21 protein-coding genes are annotated in these 19,894 nt (G+C 63.9%); 8 read left to right on the top strand and 13 right to left on the bottom strand.

Annotated elements, in window-relative coordinates; translation table 11 throughout:
• The first annotated feature begins 10 nt into the window (after positions 1-10).
• Together JGU72_RS02205 and JGU72_RS02210 are read left to right on the top strand one after the other, a co-directional pair.
• Entirely contained in the window at positions 11-1,036 is a 1,026-nt protein-coding gene (locus tag JGU72_RS02205) for an ABC transporter substrate-binding protein (protein WP_199682109.1), read from the top strand.
• Positions 1,037-1,148: 112 nt separating this feature from the next.
• Positions 1,149-1,730: a DUF6861 domain-containing protein gene (locus JGU72_RS02210; RefSeq protein WP_199682110.1), complete on the top strand. Its 582-nt coding sequence runs from the start codon at positions 1,149-1,151 to the stop codon at positions 1,728-1,730.
• Between the two features lie 109 nt (positions 1,731-1,839).
• Here the strand turns inward: JGU72_RS02210 and JGU72_RS02215 are convergent, their stop codons facing one another.
• The 3 genes from JGU72_RS02215 to JGU72_RS30525 all read right to left on the bottom strand — a co-directional run bounded on the left by JGU72_RS02215 (position 1,840) and on the right by JGU72_RS30525 (position 4,138).
• Positions 1,840-2,115, bottom strand: coding sequence for a VOC family protein (locus JGU72_RS02215; protein ID WP_233531036.1), 276 nt, complete (start codon positions 2,113-2,115; stop codon positions 1,840-1,842).
• A gap of 117 nt (positions 2,116-2,232) precedes the next feature.
• Complete coding sequence (gene nrdF, locus JGU72_RS02220; protein WP_199682112.1) at positions 2,233-3,198, bottom strand: class 1b ribonucleoside-diphosphate reductase subunit beta; 966 nt, start codon at positions 3,196-3,198, stop codon at positions 2,233-2,235.
• A 133-nt stretch (positions 3,199-3,331) separates the two neighbouring features.
• A complete protein-coding gene (locus tag JGU72_RS30525) occupies positions 3,332-4,138 on the bottom strand; it encodes a helix-hairpin-helix domain-containing protein (protein ID WP_233531037.1) in 807 nt (268 codons plus the stop codon).
• 25 nt (positions 4,139-4,163) lie between these two features.
• Here JGU72_RS30525 and JGU72_RS02230 point away from each other — a divergent pair, with 25 nt between their 5' ends.
• On the top strand, positions 4,164-5,078 hold the full coding sequence (locus JGU72_RS02230) for an exodeoxyribonuclease III (protein ID WP_199682113.1): 915 nt from the start codon (positions 4,164-4,166) through the stop codon (positions 5,076-5,078).
• Here JGU72_RS02230 and JGU72_RS02235 read toward each other — a convergent pair.
• The 5 genes from JGU72_RS02235 to nrdH form a co-directional block, all read right to left on the bottom strand.
• Positions 5,060-6,703 (bottom strand): helix-turn-helix transcriptional regulator, encoded by a 1,644-nt coding sequence (locus tag JGU72_RS02235; RefSeq protein WP_199682114.1) that lies wholly within the window; start codon positions 6,701-6,703, stop codon positions 5,060-5,062. The two genes, JGU72_RS02230 and JGU72_RS02235, sit on opposite strands and share 19 nt — an antisense overlap.
• 51 nt (positions 6,704-6,754) lie before the next feature.
• Positions 6,755-7,870: a flavin-containing monooxygenase gene (locus tag JGU72_RS02240; protein ID WP_199682115.1), complete on the bottom strand. Its 1,116-nt coding sequence runs from the start codon at positions 7,868-7,870 to the stop codon at positions 6,755-6,757.
• 115 nt (positions 7,871-7,985) lie between these two features.
• Complete coding sequence (nrdE, locus tag JGU72_RS02245; RefSeq protein ID WP_199682116.1) at positions 7,986-10,133, bottom strand: class 1b ribonucleoside-diphosphate reductase subunit alpha; 2,148 nt, start codon at positions 10,131-10,133, stop codon at positions 7,986-7,988.
• A complete protein-coding gene (gene nrdI / locus JGU72_RS02250; RefSeq protein WP_199682117.1) occupies positions 10,130-10,573 on the bottom strand; it encodes a class Ib ribonucleoside-diphosphate reductase assembly flavoprotein NrdI in 444 nt (147 codons plus the stop codon). Before nrdI ends, nrdE begins: the two co-directional genes overlap by 4 nt.
• 23 nt (positions 10,574-10,596) lie before the next feature.
• The gene (gene nrdH, locus JGU72_RS02255; RefSeq protein ID WP_199682118.1) at positions 10,597-10,830 is read right to left on the bottom strand and encodes a glutaredoxin-like protein NrdH; all 234 of its coding nucleotides are present in this window, start codon (positions 10,828-10,830) and stop codon (positions 10,597-10,599) included.
• A 404-nt stretch (positions 10,831-11,234) separates the two neighbouring features.
• On the opposite strand from nrdH, the gene JGU72_RS02260 reads away from it, so the two are divergent.
• Positions 11,235-11,918, top strand: a complete 684-nt coding sequence (locus tag JGU72_RS02260) for a bleomycin resistance protein (protein WP_199682119.1) — start codon at positions 11,235-11,237, stop codon at positions 11,916-11,918.
• A 529-nt stretch (positions 11,919-12,447) separates the two neighbouring features.
• Here JGU72_RS02260 and ykgO read toward each other — a convergent pair.
• The 4 genes from ykgO to JGU72_RS02280 form a co-directional block, all read right to left on the bottom strand.
• Entirely contained in the window at positions 12,448-12,570 is a 123-nt protein-coding gene (gene ykgO / locus JGU72_RS02265; RefSeq protein WP_199682120.1) for a type B 50S ribosomal protein L36, read from the bottom strand.
• Between the two features lie 48 nt (positions 12,571-12,618).
• Positions 12,619-13,692, bottom strand: a complete 1,074-nt coding sequence (locus JGU72_RS02270; RefSeq protein ID WP_199682121.1) for a hypothetical protein — start codon at positions 13,690-13,692, stop codon at positions 12,619-12,621.
• Between the two features lie 42 nt (positions 13,693-13,734).
• Positions 13,735-14,931 carry a hypothetical protein gene (locus tag JGU72_RS02275; protein ID WP_199682122.1) on the bottom strand — a complete coding sequence of 399 codons (1,197 nt, stop codon included), beginning with the start codon at positions 14,929-14,931 and terminating at the stop codon, positions 13,735-13,737.
• Between the two features lie 108 nt (positions 14,932-15,039).
• Complete coding sequence (locus JGU72_RS02280) at positions 15,040-15,609, bottom strand: NAD(P)H-dependent oxidoreductase (RefSeq protein ID WP_199682123.1); 570 nt, start codon at positions 15,607-15,609, stop codon at positions 15,040-15,042.
• A 95-nt stretch (positions 15,610-15,704) separates the two neighbouring features.
• On the opposite strand from JGU72_RS02280, the gene JGU72_RS02285 reads away from it, so the two are divergent.
• The 3 genes from JGU72_RS02285 to JGU72_RS02295 all read left to right on the top strand — a co-directional run bounded on the left by JGU72_RS02285 (position 15,705) and on the right by JGU72_RS02295 (position 18,255).
• Entirely contained in the window at positions 15,705-16,301 is a 597-nt protein-coding gene (locus tag JGU72_RS02285; protein ID WP_307828266.1) for a TetR/AcrR family transcriptional regulator, read from the top strand.
• A 77-nt stretch (positions 16,302-16,378) separates the two neighbouring features.
• Complete coding sequence (gene iolB, locus JGU72_RS02290; protein ID WP_199682124.1) at positions 16,379-17,281, top strand: 5-deoxy-glucuronate isomerase; 903 nt, start codon at positions 16,379-16,381, stop codon at positions 17,279-17,281.
• Positions 17,278-18,255 (top strand): Gfo/Idh/MocA family protein, encoded by a 978-nt coding sequence (locus JGU72_RS02295; RefSeq protein WP_267909131.1) that lies wholly within the window; start codon positions 17,278-17,280, stop codon positions 18,253-18,255. Before iolB ends, JGU72_RS02295 begins: the two co-directional genes overlap by 4 nt.
• A gap of 7 nt (positions 18,256-18,262) precedes the next feature.
• On the opposite strand, the gene JGU72_RS02300 is transcribed toward JGU72_RS02295, so the two are convergent.
• Positions 18,263-19,066: a fructosamine kinase family protein gene (locus JGU72_RS02300; RefSeq protein WP_199682125.1), complete on the bottom strand. Its 804-nt coding sequence runs from the start codon at positions 19,064-19,066 to the stop codon at positions 18,263-18,265.
• Between JGU72_RS02300 and nadE the strand changes: the two genes are divergently transcribed.
• The gene (gene nadE, locus JGU72_RS02305; RefSeq protein ID WP_199682126.1) at positions 19,065-19,889 is read left to right on the top strand and encodes an ammonia-dependent NAD(+) synthetase; all 825 of its coding nucleotides are present in this window, start codon (positions 19,065-19,067) and stop codon (positions 19,887-19,889) included. The genes JGU72_RS02300 and nadE overlap by 2 nt on opposite strands.
• Positions 19,890-19,894 lie beyond the last annotated feature (5 nt).

Here is a 19,894-nt window from a genome sequence, read left to right on the forward strand (position 1 = left end):
GTCACCGCACATGCCGGTCCGGAAGATGTCTGCCCTCGCCGTGTTGTCGATCGTCTGCGCACTGGCCGCCTGCAGTAGCCCCGCAGACGACTCGGTGTCGGTGATCAAGACAACGACCAACGTGGCCGGTGCAGCTGTCCTCGGGATCGAGCGCGACACCACCACTGCCTGCCCACTACCGGCCGCGCCGGACGACGCGGACGGTCCGACCCGCACGGTCGCCCACGCCGGCGGCGAAACGATCGTCCCGGCCGACCCGCAGCGAATCGTCGTGCTGAGCACTCAGGCTCTCGACAGCGTGTGCGGCCTCGGATTGTGGGAACGGGTCGTCGGCGCAGCCACGCTGGACGGTCCAGTGGCACAACCGAACTACCTCGGCACCGGCATTGCCGCGATTCCGGGCATCGGGCCGGTCGGCGCGCCCGACCTGAACAGGATCAGGGAACTGCAGCCCGACCTGATCCTGGGCTCGACCAAGCCCGACGACGCCACCGCCGCGGCCCTGTCTGCAATTGCGCCCACTGTGTACGACGGCGTAGACGGCGGCTGGAAGCGCCAATTCGGCGTTGCCGCACAAGCTTTGGGCAGGGCGAGCGCATCGGTCGGGGCGGTTCTCGATTATCAGCGCGAAGCAGAGGATGCGGGTGTCGCGTTGAACTCCGGCCAGACGCAGGCCTCGGTCGTGCTGTTCACCGCAGATTCCATCTTCATCCAGGGCCCGGACACCTTCGCCGGGAACGTCATGACCGACACCGGGGTTCGTCGGCCGGGTTACCAGCAGGGCGGGTCGGTCGAAATCAGCGCCGACGACCTGGCCGACGCCGAGGGCGACATCATTTACGTGATGTTCGAGGGCGATGCAGGCAAAGAGCACGGCATCGACGTCATGAAAAGCGATGAGTGGGAAGACCTCGGCGCAGCAAAGGATCGCCGCGTATTCAACGTCGAAGACACGATTTGGAACGGCAACGGGGTCGTTGCGGCCCGCACACTGGTGTCCGACCTACTCGGTTCATTGAACGGCTACGTCTCCTAGCCGCGGTCATCTGCTTGCATGACACGCCCGAAATGACCCGGACCAGCACGTATTGCGCGGTACTGTGCTGTGAAGTCGATCACACCGGATCGACCGACGAATGGGGAGAATCGTGAAAATCAGGAAGCTCGCCGCAACTGCCGTGCTGGCGGTTGCAACCCTAGGACTTGCGGCTGGGACAGCGCACGGTGAACCGGCTGGACTGACAGCTCCGGCCTACTCAGGCGCAAGCCACGGGTTGGCCTACGAGACCGCGCTGACGAACGACGGCACATCGATCTCGACGACGCTGGACTCCGGCACGTTCGCGATGAACGGCGATGCCGTGACGATCGCAGATGCCGCCGGCAACGTGATCGAGCGACTGCCACTCGTCTTCCAGGTCCGCGGTCAGGAACTGCCCATTGCAGCGCAGATCGCCAACGACGGCCGGACCCTGACGATGACCCCGACCGGCGTATCGAACCCGGCGATCCACGATGTCGGCTCACAGCAGTGGTTCATCAGCGAACTGCAGCGGGCTGCCGTACCCGGCGCGCTCGTCGGCGCCATCATCGGCGGCATCATCGGTTTCTTCTTCTTCGGTATCGGTGTCATCCCAGGAGCCATCATCGGTGGCCTGATCGGCCTGTTCGTCGCAGGCGGCCAGCCTCTGATCGACTCGGGATTCGCGTACTTCAGCGGCCAGCCCTAGTTTCGCCCGAACCCGGGACTTCACCGAACCCGGGACTTCACCACCCGGGACATTGTGCACCGCACAGTGTCCCGGGTTTTCTTTTTGTGGTCCGCGGTCGTTTGCCGCCTCAGGCGTTCTGCCAGAGTCCGATGACGTTGCCTTCGGTGTCCTTGAAGTAGGCCGCGAATCCCATTTCCCCCACCGCCATTTTCTCGCCTACGGTCGAGCCGCCGAGTTCCCCGATCTTTGCGAGCGCCGCCGTTATATCCGGCACGTCTACCGTGATCACCGGCCGCGTCGGCTCGTCCGCCGTTCGCTTGAACAAGCCACCGTTGATGAAACCCGGTTCACTGGGCATCCCCGACTCGTCGCCAGGTCCGGTCGAGACAACTGTGTACTGCATCTCCGGCATTTCGTTGGCATTCCAGCCAAAAGCTTTGACCCGTTTCCGCCGGTCGAGCTCTTCGAGGTCGTCGACCAGATGGGAGTCGTCAGCTGGGCGTAGGTCACCGTTTGCGACTCAGAAGTCCCAATCGTCGTCTTCTGTGTTGACGGCCTTGCCGATGACGTAGCTCGAACCCGATCCCGAGAAGAAGTCGTGGTTCTCGTCGGCGTTGGGCGAAAGCGCAGACAGGATCGCAGGGTTGACGTCGGTTTCGTCCTTAGGGAACAGCGCTTCGTAGCCGAGGTTCATCAAGGCCTTGTTCGCGTTGTAGCGGAGGAACTTCTTGACGTCCTCGGAGAGGCCGACCTCGTCGTAGAGGTCCTGCGTGTACTCGACCTCGTTGTCGTACAGCTCGAAGAGGAGCTCGAACGTGTAGTTCTTGAGTTCGTCCTTCTCCGCTTGCGTAAGCAGCTCGAGGCCACGCTGGTACTTGTATCCGATGTAGTACCCGTGCACTGCCTCGTCGCGAATGATGAGGCGGATGAGGTCGGCAGTGTTGGTGAGCTTCGCGCGCGACGACCAGTACATCGGCAGGTAGAAGCCCGAGTAGAACAGGAAGCTCTCGAGCAGGGTCGAGGCAACCTTGCGCTTGAGCGGTTCGTCGCCCTTGTAGTAATCGAGAACGATCTCGGCCTTGCGCTGCAGGTTCGGGTTCTCCTCGGACCAGCGGAACGCGTCGTCGATCTCGCGTGTCGAGCAGAGCGTGGAGAAGATCGAGCTGTAGCTCTTGGCGTGCACCGACTCCATGAACGCGATGTTGGTGTACACCGCCTCTTCGTGCGGTGTGAGGGCGTCGGGGATCAAGCTGACGGCGCCGACCGTGCCCTGGATCGTGTCGAGCAACGTCAGCCCGGTGAAGACTCGCATCGTGAGCTGCTGCTCGGACGGCTTCAGTGTTGCCCACGACGGAATGTCGTTGGAGACCGGCACTTTCTCCGGAAGCCAGAAATTTCCGACGAGGCGGTCCCACACCTCGGCGTCCTTTTCATCGGGCACCCGATTCCAGTTGATCGCCGATACCCGATCGATCAGTTTGACCATCTCGCCTCGCTCCAAGTAGCACCGCTTTGATACGTAGACGCTACCGCTTGTGGCCGACAAATAGCGGCAGCACTAGACCTTGTGTCTCGACGCGTCTTGGATCCGGTCGGCCGCTGCCGCGCAGACCCTCGTTCTACGCGTCTGTGACAGTGTCGGAGAAGTCGAGTCCAATCTCGTGCAAAGCGGTCGCGAGGCGATCGAGAGCGATGGGCCCGACCCCGTGCAGCGCCGCAAGGTCAGCGCGTCGCCACTGGCTGACCTCTTCCAAGGTGTGCGCGTCGACCGCTCGTAATGCTCCGGTGGCGGGAGCTCCGATACTGCGCGGGAGCGGAGTGCCGGTCCGGCGCGGCGCACGCTCACGCGGCCCATCGATGTGATCGAGCACCGCTTCCCCGCGCGGAGCGAGGCGGTAACCGATAGCGAGCGATTCGGTCAGCCCCTTCTCCTTCAATTTGCGTACGTCACGCTTGAATTCGGCCGTCGGTCGGCCGACCCGCTCGGCCAGCTCGGGTGCGCGCACTTCGGCGTTGGTATCGATCAGCCGCAGCGTGTCGCGAGTCCACGGCCCGATGGGAGATGCGGCGTCGAGGCGGTCCAGGCGAGCGATGAGGTCGGCAATTTCGTCCGGCGTCGGCAACGTCTCCCGAAGTGCCGCACGCGGATCGGATCCGGCGTAGCGCAACTCGACCCGAAAAATCGGTCGATCCGGACGCGCCGACAACGCCTCGTGCAGCGCCTTGAGCGAGGCAGCGCCGCACCGTCGGGCATCTGCCGCGCGCAGGCTGGAGGCAGGTACGGGCGAGACCGCGACCACCTCGACCAGACCGATGCTGGTCCGCAACGCGGTTCCTACCTTGACGCGTGCGCGATCCCAGCGCCGAAAGGCCAGATCGATATCGCCGCGCTTGATCGCCTCCAGCTCGGCCGGTCGAATCATCATGGTTTCGAGTATCTAAGATTGCCCGGTGCTCCGGATCGCGACGGTCAATATCAACGGCATCAGAGCCGCAGGGCGGCGAGGATTCGGTGACTGGCTGACCCACCGCAACTGCGATGTGGTGACGCTGCAAGAGGTGCGCTGTCAGCCAGAAGACCTGCCCGACAATGCTTTCGGTGGCTACCACGCATCCTACGACCCCGGTGTGATCGCCGGCCGCAACGGCGTCGCTGTCCTCACCCGAACACCACCGGTCGCGGTGCGAAGCTGGGCGGCTCCTGCCGTGGATAGACCATTTCCGAGGGCGCTGCGGCGCCACTCGCACGAGGGCCGCTACATCGAGGTCGACCTCGCCGACGCGCCCCTCACCGTGGCCAGCCTCTATCTGCCCAAGGGCGGCCTGCCAGCGCACCTGCAGGACCCAAAGCGCATGCGGGAAGCGCCCGATGGAGGCGTGAAGTACGAACGGAAGATGGCCTTCATCGGCGGCTTCGCTCGCCACCTGGTCACCGCACGGCGGGCGGCGGCGATTGCCGGACGGGAGTATCTACTGACCGGCGATCTCAACATCGCCCATTCCCGTGCCGACGTGGCCAATTGGCGCCGGAGTCACCAAACGGAGGGCTTCCTACCCGAGGAGCGGGCGTGGCTCGACGAGCAACTTTCGCCGCGCACGCTCGTCGATGTCGTACGACGTCTTCATCCCGACGTCGAGGGTCCGTACTCCTGGTGGAGTTGGCTCGGCAAGGCGTACGAGAAGGACGCCGGCTGGCGCATCGATTACCACCTCGCGACGCCAGCCCTTGCCCGGACCGCCCGGCACGCCTTCGTCGACCGGGAACACCGCGGGACCCGGCTCAGCGACCATGCCCCGGTCGTCGTCGACTACGACGTCGCGGCTCTCGATGGCGCAGGATCGGCCCGCTACCGGTCGGCTGGGTGAACAAGCCGGTGCTCGAACGCGAACGCGGCGGCGGCCGTCCGCGAGGTGACGCCGATCTTGGTGAAAATGTTGGAAAGGTGCCGGGCGACAGTCTTTTCGCTGAGGAATAAAGTTGCGGCAATGTCGGGGTTCGTCTTGCCCACGGCCACCAATCGGAGTACCTCGGCTTCCCTGCTGCTGAGTCCGCCTGGCAAGCACGGGTCGAGCAGTGCAGCGACGTCGCGAGCGTCGGGTGCGGCACCGAGCGCGGCGAATGTTTGCTTGGCAGAGCGTAATTCCACGATCGCCGAGTCCTCGTCACCGAGCGCGCGCAACGCCCTCGCGAGCAGGACGGCGCACCGCGCCGCCTCGTACGGAGCGGCGAGCTCGTTCCAGAGCCGACACGCTCGGCGCAGTTGCGGCGTTGCGTCGGCGTGGTCGCCGCGGGCCAGTGCCAGGTGACCGGCTGCGGCGTTCGTCATGGCACGCAAAGCAACACAACCGAAGCCGGCTGCGATCTCCGACAGCTCCTTGCTCGCTTCGGCAGCCAAGTCCGTTTCACCACCGGCGATCAGGATTTCGATTGCCGCGGGCAGCAATTGGGACCGGTGGACCGGGTCTCGCACTTCGGCCAGCAGGCGCTTGATCGCAGCGACTGCAGCCCCCTCGCGACCAAGTGCCAGCCAGAGCAACGCGAGACCCGGCTGCGGCTCGTGCCCATACCCGAGCGCCTCGTTGTAGGCGGCGTCGGCGGCGGCGTACTCGCCGCGCACGCGGAACACGTCGCCACGTTCGGCCAGCGCAAGCCCGGCGGCAGCCAAAGTGTCGGCGGCGACGTACCGCTGTACGGCTCTGGCGAACTCCTCCAGTGCGGCGTCGAAGGCGCCGCGCAACCGCATGATCTGGCCGCGGTGTACCGCGCACTGGCCGGTGAACGAAATCAGCCCAGGCTGCCCGTCGCACCACGTGGTCAACGCGACGGTCCATTCGGCCGCCCGCCCGAAGTCGGATACCTCCTGGCAACCCTCGATCATCGCGCAGTAGACCTGGCCTGCGAAGATCGGCGAGACCCGACCCGTCGCGATATAGACCATCGCTTCGTCCATGAGGGCAAGCCCCTCGGGGACTCGCCCGCTGTACATGGCGAATCGACCCTGCGCGGAGATCCCCATCGCGAGGAGATCCGGATCGCCGAAGCGGCGGCCATAGTCAGCTACTTCGATCGCATGCTCCTGCGCGGCGCCGAACTCGCCCGCCGCTATGTGCTGGAACATCACAGGGATACGTAGGTAGCCACGCTCGACGACATCGTCTGGAACGTCGTCGAGCAACCGCTGCCCTCGCGCAGCCCACCCGCCGCCGATCGCCGGTTCGCCAGTGGTCGCGAGGACCGTCGCCAGCCAGAACGCGCACCGAATCGCCGCCAATGCGTCGCCCGCGTCGACGTGCAATTGGTAGGCGCGCTGCAGCGCCTGAACGCAATCGTTTTTTCGCCCGGTGAGATACGCGGCTGTCGCGAGCTTGACAAGATCTGCACCGTCGGCGGAGCCGTCATCTCCCAGCCGGGAGAGGGCGTCGTACGCCTGCAACCACTCGCGACGTTCGTAAGCGTCGCGAGCCTGCAGAAGATCCTCCACGACTCCCACCGCGCATCACCTGGTATGAGAGTACGCGCGCGTGGTGCCGTCAGGGGGTGCTCATGATGCGGCCGCTTGCTCGATCTTTGTCCGGATACCCGCCCGCGAAGCGATCGCGCGCGCCACGTACTGCGCGTCCCGTCCCACCCCCGGAAACACCATCGAACTGAACGAATACTGGAAGCTCAACCCGCAGAAGAACAATCCCGCCGCCTCGTCGCACACGCCGCGATATTCGCGGGGCCACCCGTCCACGCCGAACACCGGCACGTCGATCCAGTCGAACACCTGCTTGAAACCGGTCGCCCAAACGACGTTTTGCACGTCGAGCACCGTGCCGTCGTCGAGCACCGGCTGTCCGTCGCGCACCCCGGCCACCCGCGCGATACTGCGCCGCACCCCGCGCGCGGCGAGATCGTCGCGCTTCACCCGGAGCATCGGGCCGCCGTGGAACCGAATGTGCGACATCGCTTTCCGGCCGATCGGGGTCCTTCGCGTGACGATGTGCCGCCATGCGAACACGAGGATCGGGAACCCGATGCGAATGCGCCGCGAGTCCCACCTGATCGGGATCTGTCCGCAGTCGCGCCCGCACAGAATTGTTTCGTAAGTTTGTGCCGTCTCGTAGGCGATGTCGGTGCCGGAGTGGGAGGCGCCGACGACGAGCACCGCACCGGACTGCAGCTGGCCGGGTCGTCGGTACTTGCTCGAATGCATTTGCCGGATGGCGGGATTCAAGTCAGCAGCGAAATCCGGCACATTCGGAGTGCGGCCGAATGTCCCGGTCGCAGCCACAACGTTGTCGCACGTGATGGTGTCGTCGCCGATGATCGCGGCGTAGCCACCGCCCGCTCGCGCCGTCAACCGGTCGACGCGCGTACTCAACCGAACCGGCAGGTCGAAATCTATGGCGTAGCGCTCCAGAAACGCAGCTACTTCGTCGCGTGCCGGATAGCTCCACGGGTCCGCGGACGGAAACGGCATGCCGGGCAGACCGTCGTACTTGGCGGGCGAATAGAGGCGCAGGGAATCGTAGTGCTGCCGCCAATTGTCGCCGAGGCGCCGATTCGCGTCGACGATCAGAAATTGCCGACCCATTCGCTGCAGGTGGTATCCGGTGGACAGTCCGGCCTGGCCGGCCCCGACTATCAGTGTCTCTATGTGCTGTGTTGTCATACTCCACAACGCTAAGGACCACAGCGGCCGTGCCGCATCGGGCGATCGACCCATCCACGTTTAGCGCAATGGGTGGATCGATCGCCGCTCTGCGTTGTGGAACGCGTCTACCCCACTACAGCATGCAGGAGACGCAGCCCTCGACTTCGGTTCCCTCCAAAGCCATTTGGCGGAGCCGGATGTAGTACAGCGTCTTGATGCCCTTGCGCCACGCATAGATCTGCGCCTTGTTGATATCGCGAGTCGTTGCTGTGTCCTTGAAGAACAGGGTCAACGAGAGGCCCTGGTCCACATGTTGGGTCGCGGCCGCGTAGGTGTCGATGATCTTCTCGTAGCCGATCTCGTACGCGTCCTGGTAGTAGTCCAGGTTGTCGTTGGTGAGGTACGGCGCCGGGTAGTAGACGCGCCCGATCTTGCCTTCCTTGCGGATCTCGATCTTCGACGCAACCGGGTGGATCGATGACGTCGAGTAGTTGATGTAGGAGATCGAGCCGGTCGGCGGCACCGCCTGCAGATTCTGGTTGTAGATGCCGTGTTCCTGAACCAACGCCTTCAACTCGCGCCAGTCGTCCTGCGACGGGATGTGGACACCGGCGTCGGAGAACAGCCGCGCTGCAGCCTCGGTGGTCGGCGCCCACACCTGATCGGTGTACTTGTCGAAGAACTCCCCCGACGCATACTTCGAGTCCGGGAAGCCCTTGAAGTAACTACCGCGTTCCTGCGCAATGAGATTCGACGCGCGGAGTGCGTGGTAGAGCACCGTGTAGAAGTAGATGTTGGTGAAGTCGATGCCTTCTTCGGAACCGTAGAGCACCCGCTCACGAGCCAGGTAACCGTGCAGGTTCATCTGGCCGAGGCCAATCGCATGCGAATCGTTGTTGCCCTGCTCGATCGACGGCACCGAGAAGATGTGCGTCTGATCGGACACCGCGGTCAACGCGCGGATCGACACCTCGATCGTCTTCGCGAAATCAGGCGAATCCATCGTCTTGGCAATGTTGAGCGAACCCAAGTTGCACGAGATGTCTTTGCCCACATGGGAGTACGAGAGATCGTCGTTGAAGATCGACGGCGTCGACACCTGCAGAATTTCCGAGCACAGGTTCGAGTGCGTGATCTTGCCTGCGATCGGGTTGGCGCGGTTCACGGTGTCCTCGTACATGATGTACGGGTAGCCGGACTCGAACTGCAGCTCCGCGATCGTCTGGAAGAACTCGCGCGCCTTGATCTTCGACTTGCGGATGCGCCGATCGTCGACCATCTCGTAGTACTTCTCGGTGACGTTGATGTCCGCGAACGGGATTCCGTAGATCCGCTCCACGTCGTACGGCGAGAAGAGGTACATGTCCTCGTTCTTTTTCGCCAGCTCGAACGTGATGTCCGGGATGACGACGCCGAGCGACAACGTCTTGATCCGGATCTTCTCGTCGGCGTTTTCGCGCTTCGTGTCGAGGAACCGGTAGATGTCGGGGTGGTGCGCGTGCAGGTACACCGCACCGGCGCCCTGACGGGCACCGAGCTGATTCGCATAGGAGAACGAGTCTTCGAGCAACTTCATGATCGGAATGACGCCGGAGCTCTGGTTCTCGATCTTCTTGATCGGCGCCCCGTGCTCACGAATGTTGCTCAGCAACAACGCGACTCCGCCGCCACGCTTCGAGAGCTGCAGTGCCGAGTTGATCGAGCGACCGATCGACTCCATGTTGTCTTCGATGCGCAGCAGGAAGCACGAGACGGGTTCACCGCGCTGCTTCTTGCCGGAATTGAGGAAGGTCGGGGTGGCCGGCTGGAAGCGGCCGGAGATGATTTCATCGACGAGCTCGGTCGCGAGAATCTCGTCACCGGCGGCAAGAGTCAATGCAACCATGCAGACGCGGTCCTCGAACCGCTCCAGGTAGCGCTTACCGTCGAACGTCTTCAACGTATACGAGGTGTAGTACTTGAACGCACCGAGGAACGTCGGAAAACGGAACTTCTTCGAGTACGCGTGGTCGATCAGGTTCTTGACGAAATTACGGGTGTACTGATCGAGAACCTCACGCTCGTAATAGTTTTCCTTGATCAGGTAATCCAGCTTCTCGTCCATGTTGTGGAAGAAGACGGTGTTCTGGTTCACGTGCTGCCGGAAGTACTGGTGGGCCGCTTCGCGGTCTTTGTCGAACTGAATCTTCCCGTCGTCACCGTAGAGATTCAGCATCGCGTTGAGGGCGTGGTAGTCGAGTTCTTCGCTCGATTCGGCGGCGCGCTGAGGCGTGCGGTTCATGCGCCCAGTTGTGATCGAGTCCGTAATTGTCGGTGCCAAAAGACTTCCAATCCATCGCGGACGCGTTCTACGTCCTCAGCAGTACCCATGAGTTCGAAGCGATACAGGTATGGCACCTGACATTTCTTCGAGATCACATCTCCGGCAAAGCAATACGTGTCGCCGAAGTTAGTGTTGCCAGCGGCGATGACTCCCCGCAGCAGCGACCGGTTGTGCGCGTTGTTGAGAAACTTGATGACCTGCTTTGGAACATGCCCGGCGTCGCGGCCGGCGATGTGAACACCGCCACCGTAGGTCGGAACGATCAGTACATACGGCTCGTCGACCCGGAAAGTGCTCTCCCGATCATGGAGCGGTATCCGGGCGGCGGGTGTGCCTAGCTTCTCGACGAATCGGTGCGTGTTCTCGGACGCACTCGAAAAGTAGACCAACGAAGGCATCGAATACCCACCGCCCTGAAGCGTCAGGCCGCGCTTGTGACGAGCGACTTGATCCGGTCGGGACGGAAGCCGGACCAGTGCGAGTCGCCGGTGACGACGACGGGAGCCTGAAGGTAGCCGAGCGCCATCACGTAGTCACGCGCATCGGCATCGACGGAGATGTCCACGACGGAGTACTCGATGCCCGCCTTGTCGAGCGCGCGGTAAGTGGCGGTGCACTGCACGCACGCTGGCTTGGTGTAGACGGTGATGGTCATTTATGTCCCTCTCTACGGCCTCGAACTAGTACCCAGCTGCCAGAATTTTCGATGCTGAACGACACCTGCGATGGCGTCTCCCGGCTCCGAATTGGACCCATCTGCAGCCCCTCGGCGGTTCGACTCCGTTGTGGTCTCCCAGCAACCAAGACACTACACCTAGTGTCCGACATGTTTGCGAAACACGACATGTTGCGAACAACATCTATGAAATTCCCTGCAGGTAACGCCTGGCGCACCCGAAAGTTGCCATTTTGTCGGCGTGTCGCAGTTCACAAAATCCCGCGTGTCGTGCTGGCAGACGTGCCGACAGTGCTGACGCTAGCCGGGAGGTCCGACAAGTTCCGCAGCTCCACATCGGTGCCCCTATGGCGTACGGTGTACGTAAAATAGGAGGAGCCACCGTGACCGAGAAAATGATCCCGATCCTGCCGTGCCGATCGATAGCCGAGATCCTCGACTTCTATGTCGCGCTCGGCTTCGAAGCGACGGCCGTTCAGAAAAGACCCAATCCCTTCGCGGCCATCGCCCGGGGCACGTTCGAGTTGCAGTTCTACGGCATCGGGTCCCACGACCCGGCGACTGCCTTCAACACCTGCTACGTCATCACCGATCAGGTGGACCAGCTCTACGACGAGTTCCGGTCAGGTCTGCGCGCGGCGATCGGCAAGGCACCGTCGCGCGGCTTGCCGCGCATCAACCCGATCAAGGACATGAGTTACGGAGTCCGGCAGTTCATCGTCGTCGATCCGTCGGGCAACCAGATCAGGGTCGGACAGCCGATCGATGGGCCGTCGACGCCCGCGCCGCGAACGCGACTGGAGAAGGCGTTGGTCGCGGCGACCTTACTGGGCGATTCGAAGGGCGACGCCGAAACCGCGGCACGAGTGCTCGACGGCGCACTCGGCAGCGAGGGTGAATCGGACCTGACGCGACTACGGGCTCTGGTTACCCGGGCCGACTACGCAATTCGCCTAGGAGCGGTCGGCGAGGGCGAGGATTTCCTGGCTGCGGCTGACGCCATCGACGTCGACGATCCCGACAGTCGCCGGCGAATCCGGGAACTACGCGAGGAACTTCGGGGGTGAGGGTGCGCGGCGGCCGGCGTGTCGCCACCAACCCCGCGCCCACCAGGCTCTTGTCGTGGCCGCTACTCGCGTTACGCCCCCGCAACAGCCCGTTCGCCATGCCAACCGGCGCGGCGCCCGGCGTGTCGCCACCAACGGGCTCCCACGGCGGAAACCTCGCCCAATCCCGCCCACCAGAGTCTTGCCGCGGCCGCTACTCGCGATACGCCCCCGCAACAGCCCGTTCGCCACGCGAACCGGCGCGGCGCCCGGTGTGTCACCACCAACGGGCTCCCACGGCGGAACCTCCCAAATCTCGTCCACCAGAGCCCACTCGGCCGACATTCACCGACCGCGCCCACCAACCCCGCACCCACCCAGGCTCTTGCCGCGGCCGCCACTCGCAATACGCCCCCGCAACAGCCCGTTCGCCACGCGAACCGGCGCGGCGCCCGGCGTGTCACCACCAACGGGCTCCCACGGCGGAAACCTCGCCAAATCTCGTCCACCAGAGCCCACTCGGCCAGCGCTTGACACCAACCCCACCCCGTCAGCCCTGGCGCGCCTTGAACCTGGGTTCCTTCTTGTTGATGACGTAGGTCTTGCCACGCCGCCGCACGATCTGCGCGCCGGGCTTGTCTTTGAGTGAGCGCAACGAGTTCCTTACCTTCATTACTCCACTCTATATGAAAACGACAATCATTCCCATTCACGCAAGAACTTACGCCATCGCCGCAACTCGATCGGCCACTTTCTGAGCACCCCGCGCATTGACCTGGTAGGTCAGGATCGCCAACGTGAACAGGCCGACACCGAGGTTGAACAGTGCGGCAAAGCCTTCGGTGGCGAAGTCGACGAGTGCGTTGAGCATCGTGAAGATCAGCGCCGCATTGCGCAACCACTTCAGGGGCCAGAGGTTGTCGGTGCGGCGCAACGCGATCATCGCCGGGAACGCCAGCAGGAAGGTGAGCCCGGCGCTGATCAGCAACAGAACGGTCGCAACGCTGACGCCGGCAAGTTCCAGGGTCACATGCTCGTCCTCGTAGAACCACCCGCCGAGTGCGACGCCGACCGCGCCGAACACCAGACCGAAGAACGCGAAAAAGACCATCGCCCACCCGACGATCGGAATCCAGCGCGGGCTGCGGAAAAAGTTCGGAATCAGCCGCGGCGCAAAGTCCTGCATCTTCTTCAGCCGCGCCGGCGTCGGCGCCGCATGATCCAGCAACCCCTGAATGTGCTCGACGGCAACGGGATCGGCCCCTCGGGTCGCCGCACTCTGCAGAAGTACGACAGCCCATTCCTTGCGGTGTTCAGGTAGCCCGTGGGCGACGCCCTCGGCCGCGATCGCAGCGGAATTCGCGAGGCATTCGGCCGCGGTCGGCGGCCGGATATCACGCACGATTCGCTGCAAAACAAGGAGAAGCACGACAAGGACGTACATCATCTCCGCGGACGGACCGTAGAAGTAATCGTTGTCCTTCGTGACGAACTTGCCGACCTCGTCGAGGAACAGACCGAATCCGATGCCGCCGAGCACAACGCACCACACCCGCGAGGCGAACCCGACGAACGTCCACCCGATGAGCAACGCGAGCATCATCAGCGCACCGCCGTACAACGCGTGCGCGATATGCAGGGTCTTGCCGCCGACCTGTGGGTATCCGGTGAGGTGCAGGTAGCCCCTCGTAATCAGAATCGTGGCGATCGCGATGATCATGAACGCTTCTGCCGATGAACTTCCGTAGGTATCGCGCAACACGCGCGATCCGCGGCGGGGCAACGTCTCGGGCATCGTGCGATTATCCGTCGACTCCGGACAAAACGGTATGACCTTCTACGTGCCTGTCGCGCCGCGCGCGGTGAGCGCCAGGATGTCGTCGTACAGCAATGCCTGATAGCTCATGAGGAGTTGATCGACACCGTCGAACTGATCGCCGACGAAATGTGTATTCGCAGCGGAGAGTTCGCGGTTACCCGAGCGGGCGATGAGGTCGTCGATCCGTGCATCGAGGCTGATCGTCTGTTGCACAGCGGCGACCGAGCGCAATTGGCTCTCGGCCTTCGAGAGCAGATCACCGATGCGCGCGAGCGCTGCGACCCGGACGACCAACTGGTCCCAGACCGGGACGAGCGCAGCCTTCCTCGACTCGACCTGGTTGCGGGCCGATTCGAGGAGGATGCCGCTGAGGACCGCCTCCAGCTCGAAGTCGATGTCGCGCAGAGCAACCGTGTCGACGGCGATCTGGATCAACTCGTCGGCAAGATCGAGTTGCGATCGCTGCACAGCGAAGTGGTCCGACTGCCAGACCGACGATCCTTCGACGCGATCGAACAACGCACCGGCGAGATAGAGCAAGGTGTCGTACCGGTCGGCGAACTTGCCGTTCTCGGTCGTCGCCGGCCCTGCGAGCGAGTCGGCTACCCGCTTGCCGCGTTCGCCGATTCGGAAGTTCTCCGAGAGCTTCGCGATACTTCCGGCTGCGGCGCCGAAGGCCACGCGCCGGACCTGATCGATCGGAGTCAGCTGCAGGGGCGTCGGCGTGTACTGCAACGCTTCGAACAGGCGCTCGCGCTGCAACGGATCCAGATGAATTCCCGCTCGCCGGTCGCGGCGAATGGTCCGCAGAGTGTTGGCGTAGTGAACGCTCGACGTCACGATAACATTCCGCAAGCCCTGCAGCCGCTTTGCCGCATCGGTCGCGCGCAGGTTGTACACGGTTTGCACTGCACCGCCACGCTGGGCCGCCGCCTTTTCTTCCAGTCGACGACGTTCGTCGGCCAGTCTGCGCAGTCCCGCGAAACCCCCGATCGACGGGATCGAACGATGCGTGCGCCGCCGGTTCGCGAGGATTTGTTGCGTCGGCTCGTCGAGGTATGCGGCTGCGATCAACACCGCGGCATCGTCGGACAGCTCCGCCAGCGGACGACCTTCGATGTGCGCGGTGTCGCACCACACCCGGACCTGATTCAGTATCCGATCCCGGCGTTGAGCCTCGGTCTCGGGCTCACCACCCCGCGCATCGTCCGGCACAGTCGCCTCCTCGAAACCTTCCGGACCTCTACTGTTCCAGAAAATCGGCAGCTGCGCAGAAACGACCTCGGCCCCAAAAATCCCTGGGGCCGAGGTCGGAAACACGTGTCAGGCAGAGAGCAGTTCGCCCCGCGACGCGCTGACGAGTTCGGTGACGATGCCCGCGATCTGACCGGCAACCTCGGCGTTCTCGCGCGGATGCTTGTCGCCGAACTTCGCACCGGTACCGCCGACCGAGATGGAGACGTCTTCGAGAACGCGACCACCCGCGACGCCGACCGCCTTGCGGGTATCGGCGTGTGCCCACTGCGCGCCGTTCTGGCTGGGCGAGCTGCTGATCACTGCAACCGGCTTGCCTGCGACCGCGCCGTTGCCGTACGGGCGGGAGATCCAGTCGATCGCGTTCTTGAGAACCGCCGGGATCGTGCCGTTGTACTCCGGCGTCACGAGCAGCAACGCGTCGGCAGCGCCGGCTGCCGAACGCAGTGCCTCGACCGCAGGAATGGGCGCATCGGCGTCGTCGATATCGGGGTTGTAGAACGGAACGTTTTCGAGACCTTCGAACACGACGACCTCGGTACCGGCCGGCGCGACATGGCTCGCGGTATCGGCGAGCTGCCGGCTGACGGCGCCTGAACGAAGGCTTCCGACGAGAGCAAGTACACGGGACTGGGTCATGGCTGAAATTCCTTTGGTTCGGATGTTCTGCATCAGGTATACCAGCCTAAACGGACCGTAGTCCACTTTCATTCCCGCCGAGTAGAATCCTTTTCGTGCCAGATCGAATGCTCCATACTCTCGGGGACGAACCAGGTGAGCGGTCCGACGCCGCCCGGAACAGGCGGTTGCTGCTGGATGCGGCCGAATCCCTTGTCGCCGAAAGCGGTCCGGACTGCGTGACGATGGACGCCGTGGCGGCCAAAGCCGGTGTGGGCAAGGGCACAGTCTTCCGGCGCTTCGGCAGCCGCTCGGGACTTATGCGCGCACTCCTCGACCACACCGAGCGCCAGTTGCAGAACGATTTCATGTTCGGCCCGCCGCCGCTGGGTCCGGGAGCGGATCCGGTGGAGCGCATCGTTGCCTTCGGCCTCGCGCGCCTCGCGCAGGTCGAGGTGGAGGGCGAGGTCCGGCGAGCGGCCGACGCTTCCCAGGAGTTGCGGTACAGCCACCCAGCACACATGTTGAGCCATGCACATGTTGCGATGCTGCTGCGTCAGGCACACATCGCGGGCAACATCGACCTCCTGGCGGACTACCTCCTCGGCGCGCTGGACGCCGGATTGGTGATGCACCAGACGAAGGAACGCGGCGTCAGCCTCGGACAGGTTTCCAACTCCTGGGAGGACCTCGTCCGTCGAGTTACCAGGTGATCTTCGCCAGGTATGCGAACTTTATGGCAGTCTCGCGAGAAGATAGGTGCAGGCACCAGATCGTCAGGAGCTGATACGTGACGGCCGACAAGCTCAGTAGCGAGTACTACCTACCGGCAGGCGCTACCGCCGACGGGACCTGCACCGTGTCGATCACACCGGAATCGGCGGGGTGGCGCGAATCCAGTTTGTGGGTCATCGAACTCGCAGCGGACGAGGGTATTTCGCTCGAATCCGAGGCCGACGAGATCATCGTCGTGCCCCTGCGCGGAGCTGCGAGTGTTTCCAGCGGTCGCCAGCGGTACATGTTGCGCGGCCGCAAGTCCGTGTTCGACGGACCTACTGATTTCGCCTACGTCGGAATCGATTCCGAATTCTCGATCGACACCGAATTGGGCGGCAGGTTCGCACTGCTGGGCGCGCGAGCCAATCGCGCGTTGCCCTTCCGGTATATCCCTGCCGAAGACGTCGCGGTGGAATTGCGCGGAAGTGGTTCGTGCAGTCGGCAAGTCCACAACTTCGCGACGCCCGAGACATTCGACGCCGACGCGCTCATCGCATGCGAGGTGATCACCCCCGGCGGCAACTGGTCGTCGTACCCACCCCACAAGCACGACGAGACCAGCGCCGACGAGGCCGAGCTGGAGGAGATCTACTACTTCGAGATCGCCGACAGTGCTACCGGTACACCGGGATTCGGCTACCACCGCGTGTACGGCACGGACGCTCGACCGATCGACGTCACGGCCGAGGTACGGACCGGCGATACCGTTCTCGTCCCGCACGGCTATCACGGGCCGTCGATCGCGGCTCCGGGATACGACATGTACTACCTCAACGTGATGGCCGGTCCTGGGCCGGACCGCGCGTGGAAGATCACCGACGATCCGGCACATGCCTGGATCCGGGAGACGTGGCCCGACACCCCGGTCGATGCCAGGTTGCCCCTACCCCGACGTCCCAGACTGGAAAAGTCTTGACCGAAAGCGTCACTCACCCACAGTCCCCCGTGCGAGTCGCCGTCATCGGTGTCGGCAGGATGGGCGCCGACCACGCCCACCGCCTTGCCGAGCGAACTTCCGGCGCAACGGTCACGGTAGTCCACGACGCCGACCTCGCCCGCGCAGAAACGGTCGCGACCGAAATTTCGGGCGCACGCGTCGCGACCGACGCCTTCAGCGCGATCGCCGATCCGGATGTCGATGCGGTCCTGCTCGCCTCACCCGCACCTGCGCACTACGAACAGGTGCTTGCCTGTCTCGCAGCGAACAAGCCTGTGCTGTGCGAGAAACCGCTGACCACCGCGGCGGCCACTGCACTGGACGTCGTGCGGCGCGAGTCCGCACTCGGCACGCCGCTCGTGCAGGTCGGTTTCATGCGCAGGTTCGACGACGAGTACGTCCAACTGCACAAGCTCATCGCCGCCGGCGATCTCGGCACTCCGCTGCTCATCCACTGTGCCCATCGAAATCCCTCGGTACCAACCTATTTCGACAGCGAGATGCTGATCAAGGATTGCCTTGTTCACGAAGTCGACGCGACGCGGTTCCTGCTCGGTGAAGAGGTTACGGCAGTGACCGTGTTGCGCCCAACCCCGAACCCGAGTGCGCCCGCAGGACTGCAAGATCCCCAGTTGGTCATTCTGGAAACAGCCAACGGCAGGATCGTCGATGTCGAATTGTTCGTCACGTCGGGCCGCAGCTACGAGGTCCGCGCGGAGGTGATCGGCGAATCCGGCAGTGCGACGGCAGGATTCGGCCGCCGGAGTGCGGACTTTCTCGAGCATTTCGTGCAGGCATACGACGCCGAATTGCAGAGCTGGATCGATGCGGTGCGCGCGGGCCGCAACGTCGATGGACCGGGCGCATGGGACGGCTACATGGCTGCGGCCGTCTGCACCGCGGGCGTCGAATCGTTGCGGACCGGTCAGCGCGTCGCCGTCGCTTCACATTGATCCCCACTCACATCGACCGCAACACCGCCAACGCAGCGTCGTGCAGCGCCCGGCCATACCCGGGGCCGTAGCCAGCTGCGTGCACCGCGAGTGGATGCAATTGGTGGAGATCGACCCGCGCGCGCCAACCGTCGCGTAATGGTCGAACCTCCTGATACCCGTCGACGACGACGTCCAGATGCGGGCAGCCGAATAATGCGAGCATCGCCAGGTCGGTCTCCCGATGGCCACCGTGCGCTGCCGGATCGATGAGTACCGCGCCGCCGTCCGTCCACATGACGTTGCCGTTCCACAGGTCACCGTGGATGCGAGCGGGCGCCGCGCCGTCGTCGAATGCGCCACCGGCGACGACGTCACACGCGCGCTCGATGTCTCGAAGTTGCTGCGGCACGACGCTGTGCGCGTCGACGGCGATGCGAAGGAACGGCAGCACCCGCTCGACCACGTAGAACTCGCCCCAGCCGTCGTGCTCGACGCTGCTCATCGGGCGACTTCCGATGAACAGTTGGCCGTCGAAACCGGCAGGCGGACAACCGAATCCCCCACCGTCGACGCCGGCGTCGTGCATGCGAGCGAGCGCCGCACCGAGTGATCGTGCAGCGGCAGCGGTCGGACGCGCCGACTCGAGCCGTGCCAAGTCGATGTAGTCGCGACCTGCACCGAGTACACGCACGACGGGGGCACCCGCCGAGCCGAGCCACCGCAACCCTGCTGCCTCTGCGGCAAAGAAATCGGGGTGGGCACCGGGTCGCGATTTGTGGAACGTGCTCACCACGCATGCCTCCAGGTCACTGGCTAGAGTTGCAGACATGGCGAATCTACGCGAGCAGATCATTGCCGAGCTGGGTGTCCAGCCGACTATCGACCCGAAGGCGGAGATCCGGCGCCGGGTCGACTTCCTGAAGGACTACCTCCAGTCGACGCCGGCAGGTGGGTTCGTCCTCGGCATCAGCGGTGGGCAAGACAGCACACTCACCGGCAAGCTCAGCCAGCTTGCCGTCGCCGAACTGTGCGACGAGGGTCGGCAGGCCGAATTCGTCGCGGTACGACTGCCATACGGAACGCAGGCCGACGAGGAGGACGCCCAGATCGCACTGCAATTCATTCAGCCGGACCGCACCGTCGTGGTGAACGTGAAGCCCGGCGCTGACGCGACAGCGTCCGAAGCCGCCAAGGGCTTGGGCGACGGCGAACTGCGAGACTTCGTGCGCGGCAACATCAAAGCCCGCGAGCGCATGGTCGTGCAGTACGCGCTCGCAGGCCAGCTCAACATGCTCGTCGTCGGTACGGACCACGCCGCCGAAGCTGTGACCGGATTCTTCACGAAGTACGGCGACGGCGGCGTCGACATCACTCCTCTGACCGGCCTCACCAAGCGCCAGGGTGCGGCGCTGCTGCAAGAGCTTGGCGCTCCACCGAGCGTATGGGCGAAAGTCCCGACCGCGGATCTCGAAGACGACCGGCCCGCCCTGCCCGACGAGGAAGCACTGGGCCTGAAGTACAGCCAGATCGACGACTACCTCGAGGGCAAGGAGGTCGGCGAGGACGTGTCGTCGAAGGTCGAATCGATCTTCCTGGCCACGCGGCACAAGCGCACGGTGCCGGTGACACCGCTCGACGACTGGTGGCGATAGGGGCC

It is taken from the genome of Antrihabitans auranticaus, assembly GCF_016481275.1.
Taxonomy (GTDB): Bacteria; Actinomycetota; Actinomycetes; order Mycobacteriales; family Mycobacteriaceae; genus Antrihabitans.

Coding starts and splice junctions, on each gene's coding strand:
- JGU72_RS02205 (WP_199682109.1), top strand. CDS start 11: ATGCCGGTCCGGAAGATGTCTGCCCTCGCCGTGTTGTCGATCGTCTGC.
- JGU72_RS02215 (WP_233531036.1), bottom strand. CDS start 2,115: ATGCAGTACACAGTTGTCTCGACCGGACCTGGCGACGAGTCGGGGATG.
- nrdF (WP_199682112.1), bottom strand. CDS start 3,198: ATGGTCAAACTGATCGATCGGGTATCGGCGATCAACTGGAATCGGGTG.
- JGU72_RS30525 (WP_233531037.1), bottom strand. CDS start 4,138: ATGATGATTCGACCGGCCGAGCTGGAGGCGATCAAGCGCGGCGATATC.
- JGU72_RS02240 (WP_199682115.1), bottom strand. CDS start 7,870: ATGACAACACAGCACATAGAGACACTGATAGTCGGGGCCGGCCAGGCC.
- nrdE (WP_199682116.1), bottom strand. CDS start 10,133: ATGAACCGCACGCCTCAGCGCGCCGCCGAATCGAGCGAAGAACTCGAC.
- nrdI (WP_199682117.1), bottom strand. CDS start 10,573: ATGCCTTCGTTGGTCTACTTTTCGAGTGCGTCCGAGAACACGCACCGA.
- nrdH (WP_199682118.1), bottom strand. CDS start 10,830: ATGACCATCACCGTCTACACCAAGCCAGCGTGCGTGCAGTGCACCGCC.
- ykgO (WP_199682120.1), bottom strand. CDS start 12,570: ATGAAGGTAAGGAACTCGTTGCGCTCACTCAAAGACAAGCCCGGCGCG.
- JGU72_RS02270 (WP_199682121.1), bottom strand. CDS start 13,692: ATGCCCGAGACGTTGCCCCGCCGCGGATCGCGCGTGTTGCGCGATACC.
- JGU72_RS02280 (WP_199682123.1), bottom strand. CDS start 15,609: ATGACCCAGTCCCGTGTACTTGCTCTCGTCGGAAGCCTTCGTTCAGGC.
- nadE (WP_199682126.1), top strand. CDS start 19,065: ATGGCGAATCTACGCGAGCAGATCATTGCCGAGCTGGGTGTCCAGCCG.
- JGU72_RS02300 (WP_199682125.1), bottom strand. CDS start 19,066: ATGTCTGCAACTCTAGCCAGTGACCTGGAGGCATGCGTGGTGAGCACG.